7 protein-coding genes and 1 tRNA gene are annotated in these 13,393 nt (G+C 65.4%); 7 read left to right on the forward strand and 1 reads right to left on the reverse strand.

Annotated features, from left to right (window positions below; all coding sequences use genetic code 11):
• Positions 1 to 7: 7 nt before the first annotated feature.
• The 7 genes from KAK03_RS07085 (at position 8) to KAK03_RS07115 (ending at position 12,849) form a co-directional block, all read left to right on the forward strand.
• A complete protein-coding gene (locus KAK03_RS07085) occupies positions 8 to 2,851 on the forward strand; it encodes a DUF8741 domain-containing protein (protein WP_210852808.1) in 2,844 nt (947 codons plus the stop codon).
• Complete coding sequence (locus tag KAK03_RS07090; RefSeq protein WP_247660975.1) at positions 2,848 to 7,332, forward strand: Eco57I restriction-modification methylase domain-containing protein; 4,485 nt, start codon at positions 2,848 to 2,850, stop codon at positions 7,330 to 7,332. Before KAK03_RS07085 ends, KAK03_RS07090 begins: the two co-directional genes overlap by 4 nt.
• A complete protein-coding gene (locus tag KAK03_RS07095; RefSeq protein ID WP_210852810.1) occupies positions 7,332 to 8,678 on the forward strand; it encodes a DUF3696 domain-containing protein in 1,347 nt (448 codons plus the stop codon). The genes KAK03_RS07090 and KAK03_RS07095 overlap by 1 nt, the downstream gene beginning before the upstream one ends.
• A complete protein-coding gene (locus KAK03_RS07100) occupies positions 8,665 to 9,201 on the forward strand; it encodes a hypothetical protein (RefSeq protein WP_210852812.1) in 537 nt (178 codons plus the stop codon). Before KAK03_RS07095 ends, KAK03_RS07100 begins: the two co-directional genes overlap by 14 nt.
• Positions 9,198 to 9,911 carry an RNA ligase family protein gene (locus KAK03_RS07105; protein ID WP_210852814.1) on the forward strand — a complete coding sequence of 238 codons (714 nt, stop codon included), beginning with the start codon at positions 9,198 to 9,200 and terminating at the stop codon, positions 9,909 to 9,911. The genes KAK03_RS07100 and KAK03_RS07105 overlap by 4 nt, the downstream gene beginning before the upstream one ends.
• A gap of 6 nt (positions 9,912 to 9,917) precedes the next feature.
• Positions 9,918 to 10,706 (forward strand): HNH endonuclease, encoded by a 789-nt coding sequence (locus tag KAK03_RS07110; RefSeq protein WP_210852816.1) that lies wholly within the window; start codon positions 9,918 to 9,920, stop codon positions 10,704 to 10,706.
• A 64-nt stretch (positions 10,707 to 10,770) separates the two neighbouring features.
• The gene (locus tag KAK03_RS07115) at positions 10,771 to 12,849 is read left to right on the forward strand and encodes a DUF262 domain-containing protein (protein WP_210852818.1); all 2,079 of its coding nucleotides are present in this window, start codon (positions 10,771 to 10,773) and stop codon (positions 12,847 to 12,849) included.
• A gap of 445 nt (positions 12,850 to 13,294) precedes the next feature.
• Here the strand turns inward: KAK03_RS07115 and KAK03_RS07120 are convergent.
• A tRNA-Met gene (locus KAK03_RS07120) sits at positions 13,295 to 13,371 on the reverse strand.
• Between the last annotated feature and the right edge of the window lie 22 nt (positions 13,372 to 13,393).

Here is a 13,393-nt window from a genome sequence, read left to right on the forward strand (position 1 = left end):
CCGCTTGATGACGACAACTGCCGCTGAATTCCTACCTGGCAACCTGGTCCGCGCCCGCGGCCGCGAATGGGTGGTGCAGTCCGACGGCCACACCACGGATGGTGCGCTGCGTCTGCGTCCGCTGGGCGGCGCCGATGCCGATGTCATCACCCTGCTGCCCGAGCTCGAGTTCAACCCTGTTGAGCACGCCAGCTTTGCACCGCCCGACCCCGCTCAGGCCGGCAACCACGCTGCGGCCCTGCTGCTGCGCGATGCCCTGCGTTTGAAGCTCCGCGCCGGCGCCGGCCCATTCCGCAGCTTCGGCAACATCGCTGTAGAGCCACGAGCCTATCAGCTCGTCCCCCTCCTCATGGCGCTGCGGCTGCCCACGGTGCGGCTGCTGATTGGCGATGACGTCGGCATCGGCAAGACCATCGAGGCCGCGCTGGTGGTGCGAGAGCTGATGGATCGTGGCGAGATTCAGCGTGTGGCCGTGCTCTGCCCGCCCCACCTGGTGGAGCAGTGGCAGGGCGAACTTCAGCAGCGATTCAACTTGCCCGCTGTGGCGCTCACCGCAGCCAGTGCCAGCCGCCTGGAGCGGCAACTGCCCCATGGCGTGGGCTTGTTCGATCACCACCCTGTGGTGGTCGTTAGCTTGGACTACATCAAGAGCGAACGGCACCGCGAGCACTTCCTCTCCATCGCGCCCGAGTGCATCGTGGTGGACGAAGCCCACACCTGCTCAGCCAGCGGCGCGGGCAAGCAGCTGCGCTTCGAGCTGCTGCAGCGTCTGGCTGCCGACGAGGCGCGGCACCTTCTTCTGCTCACCGCCACGCCCCATTCCGGCGACGAAGTTGCTTTCTTCAACCTGCTCTCGCTGCTGAACCCGGCCTTCGTCGAGCTCCAGCGCCGGGTGTCGAAGGACGACCCGCTGCGCCTGCAGTTGGCACGCCACTTCGTGCAACGCCGCCGCAAGGACATCGCCGAATGGCAGGCGGCCACCCAGGACGGGCATGGATTCCCCCGCCGCATGAAGGCGGAGCTCACTTACCAGCTGAGTGGCGCGTGGGGGAGCTTCTTTGACGATGTGCAGGCCTATTGCCGTGAACTGGCTGAAGCGACCGAACAGTCCGGCAGCACCGGTGGCGCACGTCTGATCTGGTACGCCACGCTGGCCCTGCTGCGCTGCGTCGCTTCGTCACCCGCTGCGGCGGCCAAGGCGCTGACAACCAGGCTGGAAGGGCGACTGGCTGCTGGCGACGAGGACGCCGATGACGACGGGTTCACCGACCTCCATGACGGTACCGCCGAAGACCTGACCAGCCTGGACCTCGAACCCCCCGCCCAGTTGCAAGGCCAGTCCGGCACCCAGCGCCTTCAAGCGCTGATCGCCAAGGCCGAGAAGCTCAGCGGCGCCGCCGGTGATCCCAAGCTCGCCGTGCTGGTCACCCACGTCGGCCAGTTGCTGAGCGACGGCTACGCGCCGGTTGTCTTCTGCCGCTATGTCGCCACGGCCAACTATGTGGCCGGTGAACTCAAGAAGCACTTTCCCGGCGCCGTCATCGATGCGGTCACCGGCGAACTCGCGCCGGAAGAGCGCCGTGAGCGTGTCGAACACATGGGCGAGGCCGATGCGGCCGGCGGCCGTGTGCTGGTCGCCACCGATTGCCTGTCCGAAGGCATCAACCTGCAGCACCTGTTCACCGCCGTCGTCCACTACGACATGGCTTGGAACCCGACCCGGCACGAGCAGCGCGAAGGGCGGGTTGACCGCTACGGCCAGCGCGCTCCCGAGGTGCGTTGCACCATGCTCTACGGCCAGAACAACCCAGTCGACGGCTTCGTGCTGAAGGTGATCCTGCGCAAGGGCGATGCCATCCAGAAGGAGCTGGGCGTGTTGGTCCCCATGCCCGAAGACCGCCAGCGCATCAACCAGGCCATGGTGAAGGCGGCACTGATGAAGCGGCCCACCGGCAACGGCCCGCAGTTGGGCTTCGACTTCGACGAGCCGGAGCAGTTACTGGCCCCGCTGCAAGTGCAGTGGGAGGACGCACTGGAGAAAGCACGCGGCAACCGCACCGTCTTTCGTCAACTGGGGGTGCACCCCGCCGAAGTCTTGCCCGAGTGGCACAAGCAGCAAGAGGCCCTCGGCTCGCAGGCCGATGTCCAGCGCTTCCTCACCAGTGCCTGCGCCCGCTTGAACGCACCGCTGGAACGGCACCACAGCCAGTACCGGCTGCACACCCAGCACCTCCCTCAGCCGCTGCGCTTGCGCCTGGCCGATGAAGGCCTGGTGCCGGAAGGCAACGCCAAGCCACTGGTGCTGGATCTCGACGACCTGCACCGCAGCCATCCCGTCGTGAGCCTGCTGGCCGAGTACCTGATTGAAACCGCGTTGCAGGGCGAGAGCACGCTGGCTGCGCGCTGCGCTGCAACCGTCACCGCCGACGTCGACCGCATCACCACCGTCGTGCTGCTGCGATTGCGGCACCAGCTGTCTTACCAGCAGCAGAAGGCCAGCTTCCAGATGCTGGCCGAGGAGTGCCTGGCCCTGGCCATCCGTGGCCGGCAGGCGCCTGAGTGGCTCACCGGTCCCGATGCCGCTCGCCTGCTGGAAAGTGTGCCCGCGGGCAACCTGCCGCGCGAGGCCGCGCAACGAGAAGTTGCCAGGGCCCTGGAAGCCTTGCAAGCCGAACGCCCACGCCTGGATGCACTGGCCGAACAGCGCGCCACAGCGCTTCGCCACGACCATGAACGTGTGCGCCAAGCCACCGGCCGCCGCATCGGCGCAGGCGCCGGCCAGCACCAGGTTCAGGCTTGCCTGCCCGTGGACGTTGTGGGCGTGTACGTGCTGCTGCCTGACGCGGTATGACCCAGGCAGACATCCAGAAGACCATGACGATCCCTCGCGCCACCCCTTTGAACCTGCCCTCCCTGCGCCTGGAAGGCGGCCTCTTCCTGCCCGACATACTGGAGAAGGCGGCGCTGGGCCAGGGCCTGCTGCAGACCGAGGCTGACTACGCATTGCCCAAGGGCTTGAAGCTGCGTGACGAAGCCAGCCGGGCCTTCCAGATCGCCTGCGCGCAGTGGCGCAGCTTTGCTGGCGCGCTGGATCGCACCGACATCACCGCCGAACGCGCAAGCACCCAGTTCGTCACCGAACTGCTGCGCGACGTCTTTGCCTACCCGGCCATCGCCGCGTGCAGCGGCGTGCCGGTGGGTGATCGGCTCTACCCCATCACCCACCTCGCCCATCCCACCCCGGCAGCCAAGGCAGCGGGCGCCAAGCCGCTGGCGATCGTCATCGCCCCGCACACGCTGGCGCTGGACACACCCGATGCACGCTACGCGGTGCAAGGCGCTGGCGCCCGCCGCAAGTCAGCCTTCCAACTGGCGCAGGAACTGCTGAATGCCAGCGCTGAGCACGAATGGGCGCTGGTGAGCAACGGCCGCACGCTGCGCTTGCTGCGTGATGCCGCCACGCTCACCCGGCCCAGCTACCTGGAAATGGACCTGCAAGACCTGCTGGCGGGCCAGCGCTTCGTGGAGTTCGGCAACGCGTGGCGCGTGCTGCATGCCAGCCGGGCCGGCCTGCTGGATGTGCCGAACGATGCCACCACCCAGGCCTCGCCACCGGTGGTCTGGGCCACCTGGCAGCAAGCCGGGCAGGACGAAGGCATCCGCGTGCGCAAGGGCCTGCGCCAGGGCGTGACCAACGCCCTCGTCAGCCTGGGCCAGGGCTTCGTTCACCATCCGGGCAACGACGCCCTGCGCCAGCAACTGCAAAGCGGCGTCTTGCGGCCCGAGCAGTTCTTCGCCCAGTTGCTGCGCCTGGTCTATCGCTTCATCTTTCTGTTCACCACAGAAGAGCGGGGCCTGCTGCCCAATGCGGCGCAACCCGGTGACGACGAGGCCACCGCCCAGGCGCGCCACGCCGCGGCCCAGCTCTACGCAGATGGCTACGCCATGGCCCGCCTGCGCACCCTGGCCCTGCGCCGCCGGGCTCACAACCGCCACGACGATCTGTGGCAGGCCGTTCGCATCGTCTTCCGCGGCCTGGACCAAGGCCAGCCGCGCCTGGGCTTGCCAGCGCTGGGCGGCCTGTTCGCAGCGGGCCAGTGCGAGGCCCTGGACGCTTCGGCACTGAGCAATGCCGACCTTCTGGCTGCCATGAAGAGCCTGCGCTGGGCGGCACCGGCGGGTGGGTCGCTGGCACCCATCGACTACCGCAACATGGACACCGAGGAGCTCGGCAGCGTCTATGAAGGCCTGCTGGAGCTGCATCCGCGGATCGACGTCATGGCGCGCCGCTTCGAGTTGCCCCAAGCCGCGGGCGGCAGCGACCGCAAGACCAGCGGCAGCTACTACACGCCCGACAGCCTGGTACAGGAGCTGATCCGCAGCGCGCTCGACCCCGTCATCGAAGACCGCGTGGCCAAGAACCCCGCCCAGCCGGTGGAGGCCTTGCTGTCTCTGCGCGTGGTGGACCCGGCCTGCGGCAGCGGGCACTTTCTGCTGGGCGCGGCGCGCCGCCTGGCCGAGCGGCTCGCCGGCCTGCGGTCCGTGGATGGCGCCGTCAGCCCGCAGGCCTACCGCCACGCCTTGCGCGAAGTGGTGGCGCGCTGCATCTTCGGCGTGGACCGCAACCCCATGGCCATTGAACTGGCCCGCACTGCGCTGTGGATCGAAGGCTTCGAGGAAGGCCGCCCGCTGGGCTTTCTGGACCACCACCTGCAATGCGGCGACGCGCTGCTGGGCTTGACCGACCTGCACGCCTTGGAAAAGGGCATCGCCAAGGACGCGTTCAAGGCCTTGTCCGGCGACGACAAGGCCGCTTGCCGCGACCTGGCCAAGCGCAACAGCGCGGGCCTGAAGCAACTTATCATGGACCTGAAGGGTCTGCAGCAGACCTTGGGCTTCAACCCGCAACCGGCCGCTCTGGATACCTTGCGTGCCATCGAAGCCATGCCGGCCGAAACCACCGCGGAGGTGGCGGCCAAAGAGGTGGCCTACCGTCGGCTGCTGGACGACACCGCGAACAGCCCCTTGGCCCTGGCCGCCGACCTGGCCGTGGGCGCCTACCTGCTGCCCAAGACGCCAGAGACGTTGGACGCGGTGCCTACGAACGAGACGCTGCATGCCGTGCTCACCGGCAGCCACGGCGTGCACGGGAGCGACGGCGACCATGCGGCCGCCTGTGCGGCCGCCCGCGAGGCTTGCAAAGCCGCACGCGTCTTCCATTGGCCGCTGGCCTTTCCGCAGGTGTTTGCACAAGGCGGCTTCGACTGCGTGCTGGGCAATCCGCCGTGGGAGCGCATCAAGCTGCAGGAGGAAGAGTTCTTCGCCACGCGCCATACGGCCATCGCCGAGGCCAAGAACAAGGCTGAGCGCGCGCAGCGCATCCAGTGGCTGAGCGAAGGCATGCTCAACCAGCACCTGTACCCGACCGATGCAGTACACGCCTCCGACGGCGTCCGCGCCAAGGAAGTGGAGCTGTACCAGGAGTTCATCACCGCGAGGCGCACGGCAGAAGCCTCCAGCGTGTTCGCGCATGTGGACGGTGACGACGGCGGCCGCTATCCGCTGACCGGCGTGGGCGACGTCAATACCTATGCGCTGTTCGCGGAAACCATCCTGCAGATCCACTCCAACAGCGGGCGCGCCGGCTTCATCGTGCCCACGGGTATTGCGACCGATGACACCACCAAGGCCTACTTCGGAGAGCTGGCCCAATCCGCTCGACTGGCCAGTCTCTACGGCTTTTGGGAGATTCGCCGGCTGTTTCCGGGAACAGACAGCCGCGACTCCTTTTGCCTGCTGACATTGGGACGATCCGAGAAGGCAGAGTTCATCTTCCACGCGAAAGACCTGAGTGATTTGCGAGACACGCGCCGCAAGTTCACCCTCACGCCCGACGAGTTCAAACTCCTCAACCCCAATACGCTGACCTGCCCCATCTTCCGCAGCAACCGCGACGCCGAGCTGACGAAGAAGCTGTATCGCGCGGCGCCGGTGCTCATCCGCGACGGTGCCAGCGGCGAAGGCAACCCGTGGGGCATTGATTTCCAGCGCATGTTGGACATGGCCAACGACAGCCACCTGTTTCTCGACTCACCGGGCGAGGATCGACTGCCCCTGTACGAAGCCAAGCTCATCCATCACTTCGATCACCGCTGGGCCACCTACACGCCGGACGGAGAGACCCGCCCCTTCACACCCGAAGAGAAGCGTGATCCGGCCGTCGCTATCACACCGCGCTACTGGGTGCCGCAGCGCGAGGTGTGGCTGAAGGTGTCCACGCTGCCTGAAGGCCTGCGCAAGGCGCTGGAGATGCGCGATGCCTCCGCGATCACCTTGTGCGTGACGCAGCTGCTCTTCGGCTGGTGGATGAAGGACAACCCCGAGGTACCGGTCTATCCCGCGTGGCAGCTGTTCGTGCAGCGCCATCCATATGCTGCCAAGGTGGCCCCAACCTCGTTGGGTCTGTGCGGCAACAACCCGCCCAGCATCAAGCCACTGAACGACAACTACCTGCCCGCCGAAGGCAGCTTTGAAGTCTTCATGTCCAACGAGCGCAGCAGCACAGCCTGGTATGCCGTGGACCCTGAGGCCTGGGAGCGGGTGCTGGAGTTCACATCCAAGCATCGGGATGGCCTGCATGCGCCAGAGCCCGGCATGACCGAGCGGTCGCAAGTGCTGGCGTTGGCCGAGCGCTGGCTGGAAGAGTCTTGCCCGAAGTGGCTGATGGGATGGCGGGATGTCTGTCGGGCCACGGACGAGCGGACTTTGATCGCCTCGGTCATGCCCTTGGCCGGCGTCAACCACAAGACACCGTTGTGGTTCACCCACCAGGCTCCAACGCCGGCGCATAGCGCAGCCTTCTTGGCCAACGCTTGCGCGTTGGTCCTGGACTATGTCGCTCGCCAGAAGGTGGGCGGCACGTCCATGTCCTACTTCCTCATCAAGCAGTTTCCATTTTTGCCGCCAGATCGCTACAGCAGCGCCGACTTGGAGTTCATCAGGGAACGGGTTCTGAAGCTGACCTGCACCACCTACGAGATGGCCGCCTGGGGTGCGGCGCTCGGTCATGAAGGCCCGCCGTTCACCTTTGACCCTGAGAGCCGAGCCGAGTGGCGCGCAGAGCTCGACGCCTACTTCGCCCGCCTTTATGGCCTTTCCCGCGGCGAGCTTCTCTACATCCTCGACCCTGAAGAAGTTGAAGGCTCTGACTACCCCACCGAGACCTTCCGCGTCCTGAAGGCAAACGACAAGCGGGAGTTCAACAACGAGTATCGAACTCGCGACCTTGTGATGGACGCTTGGGATCGCCTGCATAGCGGGGAGCTGCACTGATGCTCACCCACCTCAAGCTCGAGAACTTCAAGATCTGGCGCACCACCGGACCGGTTCGGCTGGCACCGCTGACCCTGCTGTTGGGCACGAACTCTTCCGGCAAGTCCAGCCTCATCCAAAGCCTGCTGCTGATCCGGCAAACGGTGAAGGGCGACGACACCGGTCTGGATCTGAATCTGGGCAACCCAGACGCCGACGACACCGTCACGATGGGGCAGTTTCACGATCTGCTCTGTCGGCATGGCACCGCCACCGAGAGCACGCCTGCCACCCAAGTGGGCATCGAGTTTCGCTGGGCAGCGCACGGTGCCCCAGCGCAAGACTCGACTCTGTTCTCGGCACGCTATGCGTCCGGTCCGGCTGGCAGCGCTGAACTGCGCTACCTGCGCCTGGGGAAGGACGGCGAGGGATTCACGGCACTTCGCACCAAGCCCGGCATCTACCGGCTCTTGCTCACGAACCAAGTGCTTCCGGTGCGGCAGAGCGCTGACTACCGGCCCGAACGCTCGTTTGCCTTCTCCGCGGCCATGCTGAACAGGCTGGGTCCATTGGCCGACGGCATACGGCCTGTGGGACCGGCGCTGCTGGACGAATTGAGCCGCATCATCTACCTTGGGCCAGTCCGCCAGCTGGCACGTCGCGACTATGTATGGGGCGGCCGCATGCCCGCGCACATCGGCGACGACGGCGGCCGCGCGGTAGACGTGCTGATTGCCAGCGGCGTGGCTCAGCAGGCCGGGCGCGGTACGGATCAGTCCAGCGATGGTGGTCGCATCTTCCGCGAGACCGAGCGCTGGCTGCGCGAACTGGACGTGGCCGATGGCCTGCAAGTCCGCGCCCTGGGGCGCTCAGCGCGCTACGAGTTGCTGGTGCGCCACCGCGGCGCGGTGGTCAATCTAAAGGACGTGGGCGTGGGTGTGTCCCAGGTTCTGCCGGTGGTGGTGGCCGCTCTGTTTGCCCAGCCCGGCCACATCGTCATCGTTGAAGAACCCGAAAGCCATCTGCACCCGCTGGCGCAGGCCAAGTTGGCCGAACTGCTGGCCTCGGTGAGTGCGGAGCGCAATGTGCAGTTCATCGTGGAGACGCATTCGGAACATCTGTTCCGCAGGCTCCAGACCTTGATGGCCAAGCAGCAGGTGCAGCCTCAGCAGGCGGCGTTGTACTTCGTCGAACGTGATGGGCAGGCGGCGAAGTTGCGCGAGCTGAAGCTGGATGACTTCGGCCGAGTTGCCAACTGGCCAGAGAAGTTCTTTGGCGACACATTGGGCGAGACACGCGAACAGACCTCGCTGGCACTTCAGCGCGCCAAGCAGATGAGGGCACAAGACGGCCATGCATCTGATTGACACCAACGTGATGATGGCGGCCAGCGCCGTTCACGAGCTTTCCGCAGTGGCCACACGGGCCATGCCGCAGGAAATTCCCCTTCGTGAGATCGTGTTCGACTGGTTGACGCAGTTTGATCAGTCCGACTCGCGGATCGTTCTGGACGACGTGGGTCTCATTCAAGACGAGTACGAGCGGAACCTGCCCTTCAACTGGCAGGAGCAGGAGTACGGTCTCCAGGTTCTGCAAAGCAAGCTCGACAGGAGCCAAGTCGATTTCGTACCTATCGACGCAGTGCAGGCTAACGGTGAACACATCGCCGTACTCGCCCCTCAGCACGAAAGACTGGTGCCCGACCGGGAGGACAGGAAGTGGGTGGCCTGTGCGCTGGCTGCCAACGTGCTGCATGGGGCAACGCCACCCATCGTCTACGGCGCTGAATCCGATTGGTACGTGGCCGAGAAAGGATTGATGGCCATTGGACTTCAGTTCATTCGACTGCTACCTGATACGTGGTACCAGGCGAAGGTGGCGGCACCGTGAGTCACGAGTTCTTTCGCTTTCCTCACACGCCGCACCTGGCCTGGTTGGGTGCGGGTGAGCCGCGGGATGACAAGGTGCTCTCAGCGCAAGAGGCCGCCTCCCTGCTGGAAGGCGAAGTGACGCTGGAAGAGAAGGTCGACGGGGCCAATCTGGGCCTCTCTCTCGGGCCCGATGGTGCGCTGCGGATGCAGAACCGAGGGCAGTACCTCCACGCTCCGCACGCCGGCCAATTCACGAAGCTGCCGGCATGGCTCACCACACACGGCGCCGCCATCGCTGATGCGCTGCTGGAGCATGCCCAGCAGCTCGTGTTGTTCGGTGAATGGTGCGCCGCGCGCCATTCGCTGCACTACACTCGCCTGCCTGATTGGTTCTTGCTCTTCGATGTTTTCGAGGTCGATGCTGGCGCCGGGACGGGGAGCTTCTGGAGTGCAATCCGCCGCAATGCTTTGGCGGCAAGGGTAGGTTTGGCGACCACGCCGGAGCTCAAGCGTGGGCACTTCACCGTCGCCGATCTCAAGAGAGGGATCGCGCAGTGGCCAAGTCGATTTCGTGATGGGCCGCTGGAAGGCATCGTGATTCGGCGTGAGTCGACACAGTGTTGCGAGCAACGTGCCAAGCTCGTTAGGGCCGACTTCACCCAGGCCATCGGCGAGCACTGGCGCAGCCGACGGCTGGAGTGGAACCGCCTTGGCAGCGCAACGGCATAGACGACCATGAACCTGCTGCAGCACGCGCTCATCGAGAAGGCCGGCCACGACAACGGCTTTGAGCACGTGCTGCCCAACTCACCAGAAGGATGGTTGGCGTTGGGCTCGGCGCGGCATCCGGCAGAGGTATCGGTGCAAGCCCAGGACGGCGGCTTTCGCGCTCTATTGACGCGCAGCCAGGCGGGCCTGCCGGAAGAGTTGGCGCGCAGCTTCTCCGAGTTCATCGAGGGCGAAGCGATGTCTGGCCCCTCCTTCCTGCTTCCGTCCCAAGCCGGGTTGGCCGGCTGGCTGCGCCGGGCGGCATCACTGGCCCAGGCCTTGCCCAATCAGGCGATGGTCGCCTTCGATGGCCAGGTGAAGTCGGCTCTTGCCGAACTGGAGCCCGCTGCAGCGATGAGCACGGAGGTCCAACGCATGGTGCGCCAGCGCTTGGGCCAACAGGCGTTCCGACAAGCCATGCTCGACTACTGGGGCGGCGCCTGCGCCGTCACCGGCGTGGCCCTCCCCCAGGCGCTGCGCGCCAGCCACGCCAAGGCTTGGGCCCTGTGCGCCACCGATGCCGAGAGGCTGGACGTCTACAACGGGTTTCTGCTCAGCGCCAACCTGGACGCCCTGTTCGACACCGGGCTGGCCACGTTTGATGACGACGGTGTGCTGCACTTGGCACCTGTGGTCACCGGGCCAGCGCTGGCCGCTCTGGGGCTGGCACCAGGTCTGAAGCTGCGTTGGCTAGACCAGCATCACCGGCCGTACCTGGCGTTTCACCGCGCGCAGTGCGGGTGGTGGTTGCCATGAGCTGGCGGCCAATTGGAGACGTGCACTGGCCCGCGCGACATATCTAGGAAGGGAGGAACGGCCTTTGCAGCCGAACAAGACATCACCGCTGGCGCTCTTCGGCCAGCCCTTGCAGTACCTGGTGCCCATCTTTCAACGGGGCTACGTCTGGACCGTTGAGCGTCAAATTCAGCCGCTGTGGGCCGACATTGTCGACCGGGCCCGCGAGCTGGAGCGCTACGAGACGATTCGGCAGACCGCAGAGGCCCAAGGTGCCCCGCACCTGGCGCGTCAACCCCGGCGGCATTTTCTGGGCACCGTCATCGTCACCGAGCATCGGGGCGGCACGATCGGCGAGCCGACCACCGCCGAGGTGATCGACGGCCAGCAACGCATGACCACCACGCAAGTGCTGGCGCTGGCGTTTCGAGACGCCTTGGCCGACCTCGACGATGAATTCCTGCGCCAATGCATGGACACCTATACCGCGAACGCCGGAACGTACCGCGCACCTCATGCGCGCTACAAGGTGTGGCCCACCAATGCTGGGCGTCAGGAGATGACTGATCTCGTCGAGAGCCGGTCTTTCAAGCAGGTCTGCGAACGGTATCCGGTGGCGACGATCGGCGGCGGCAAGAGCCGCAAGCGCGTCCCCAGGCCTCCGCTGGTGGAAGCCTATCTCTACTTCTACGGTGTCATCGGCCTCTTTCTGCGCGGCGTGGATTTCGACGAAGTGGTGCCACCCGAACCCGGAAGCTCGGAAGCGCGGATCTACGAGGTGTTGCTGGAAGCGGGCCACGACGTAGATCGGACACTGGCTGCCCACTGGATCCATGAGATCCGGCATGAGACGGACCCCCAGCTGCCGCGGAGCGAGCGGCCCATCCTGCCCGAGCGCATACAGCTGCTGATTTCGACGCTGACGGAGTACGTGCAGTTGATCGAACTCCGCCTCGGCGCCGATGACGATGCGCAGGTGATCTTTGAGTCGCTGAACGACCGCGGCGAACGCTTGACGCCGGCCGACCTGGTGCGCAACTTCGTGTTCCTGGAGGCCACGCGCAAGAACGCGTCCGCAGCGGCCTTGTACGACCAGCATTGGCGCGACTTCGACGAAGCGCCCGCCGAAAAGGGTGCAATCAGCAAGAGCAAGTTGTTCTGGAAGGTGGACGAACGGCAGGGCCGCCTGACGAACACGCGGCTGGACACCATGCTGTACCACTACGTCTCGATGCGCACGATGAACGACGTGAAGCTCGATCACGTCTTCGAGGAGTTCAAGCAGTGGTGGTTGGCCGGGAAGAAGGACGTTGACCAAGAACTGGCGCGCCTGAAGCAGGCGGCTGCTGTGTTCCGGGCGATGGTGAATCCAGACCGCACCACGCGATTGGGCCGCTTCGCCCACAACCTGCGGGTGCTGGACAGCACCACGGTCACGCCGGTGGTGCTGTTTCTGGCCGAGCGCCTGGGCAGCGATAACGATGCATTCCTGTCGTGCCTGACGGTGATCGAGTCCTACCTGGTGCGACGTGCCGTGTGCGGCCGATCAACCAAGGCCTACAACCGAGTCTTCCCCGGGCTCTTGAAACGCCTGAGCGAGGCGGATGCGCCAACGGCGGCGTTGCTTGCAGCGCATCTTCAAGGCCTGTCCGGCGGCGAGACGCAGGACTGGCCTGACGATGCAACCTTCCAGAAGGCGTGGCTGGAGCTCAACACCTACAAGGCGCTGCGCACGGCCAAGACGAAGATGCTGCTTGAGGCCTTGGAGCTGGGCAGTCGGAACGACGTTCACCATGAGTCGGCGCAGCTGCCGTCCGCTGCGCTCCACGTCGAGCATGTGCTCCCAGTGGCTTGGGAAGCCCATTGGCCGTCGCCGGGTGACGAGAACGCAGTGCTGCTGCGCAATCATCTGCTGCACAACATCGGCAATCTCACGTTGCTGACGGCGAAGCTGAATCCCTCGCTGAGCAATTCAGGGTTTGGCGTGAAGCGGCCCGAGATCACCAAGAGCCTGCTGGCGCTGAATGCCCACTTTCAAGGGACAGCCTTTGCAGTTCAAGAGCCGGTGTGGGACGAGACCCGCATCCGCGAACGGGCGCGAACGCTGTTCGACGTGGCCGCTCGAATCTGGCCCTTCGGCACGCCGAAGTCGGCGAAGCCCTGATCGGGGGCATACCTGTGCCGATCCGAATCACAGACCTGCTGCGCAAGGTGGAGCCCGAGACGGAGCGCGTCGTCACCGAGACCCGGCAACGTGTCAATCAGGCGGTCCATCCAGGATGCGGCGTTGCTGCATCTCACTTGGGGCGGTGAGCGTGGCGATGAAAGGAGTTTCCGTACCGTTCGAATCGGGCTGACCCCCGGCATTGCAAGAGTGCTTGAGGACGAGCCATTCGATGCCGGAATGGCGCTCGGGCTGGCGCCGTTGCGCGCCTGCCGGAGTACACGCATGTCGGGCACAGAGCCCAACGGTCAGCTCGTAGGCATCTCAGCAGACGATGGGCACAGTTCGGGCACGCCGTGGGCACAGGATGGGCACAAAGCAAAAAGCCACCCGGTTGGGTGGCTTTCGCTGCGCAGCTAACTCGTTGAGTTGGCTACAGATTTCCTGGTTGCGGGGGCAGGATTTGAACCTGCGACCTTTGGGTTATGAGCCCAACGAGCTACCAGACTGCTCCACCCCGCGACTGAAGCTAGCAGTGTAGCAC

Source organism: Ideonella alba, assembly GCF_018069845.1.
GTDB lineage: Bacteria > Pseudomonadota > Gammaproteobacteria > Burkholderiales > Burkholderiaceae_C > Ideonella > Ideonella alba.

Excerpts from the sequence above, each read along its gene's own strand:
- KAK03_RS07085 (WP_210852808.1), top strand. The coding sequence starts at position 8 with ATGACGACAACTGCCGCTGAATTCCTACCTGGCAACCTGGTCCGCGCC.
- KAK03_RS07090 (WP_247660975.1), top strand. The coding sequence starts at position 2,848 with ATGACCCAGGCAGACATCCAGAAGACCATGACGATCCCTCGCGCCACC.
- KAK03_RS07095 (WP_210852810.1), top strand. The coding sequence starts at position 7,332 with ATGCTCACCCACCTCAAGCTCGAGAACTTCAAGATCTGGCGCACCACC.
- KAK03_RS07100 (WP_210852812.1), top strand. The coding sequence starts at position 8,665 with ATGCATCTGATTGACACCAACGTGATGATGGCGGCCAGCGCCGTTCAC.
- KAK03_RS07110 (WP_210852816.1), top strand. The coding sequence starts at position 9,918 with ATGAACCTGCTGCAGCACGCGCTCATCGAGAAGGCCGGCCACGACAAC.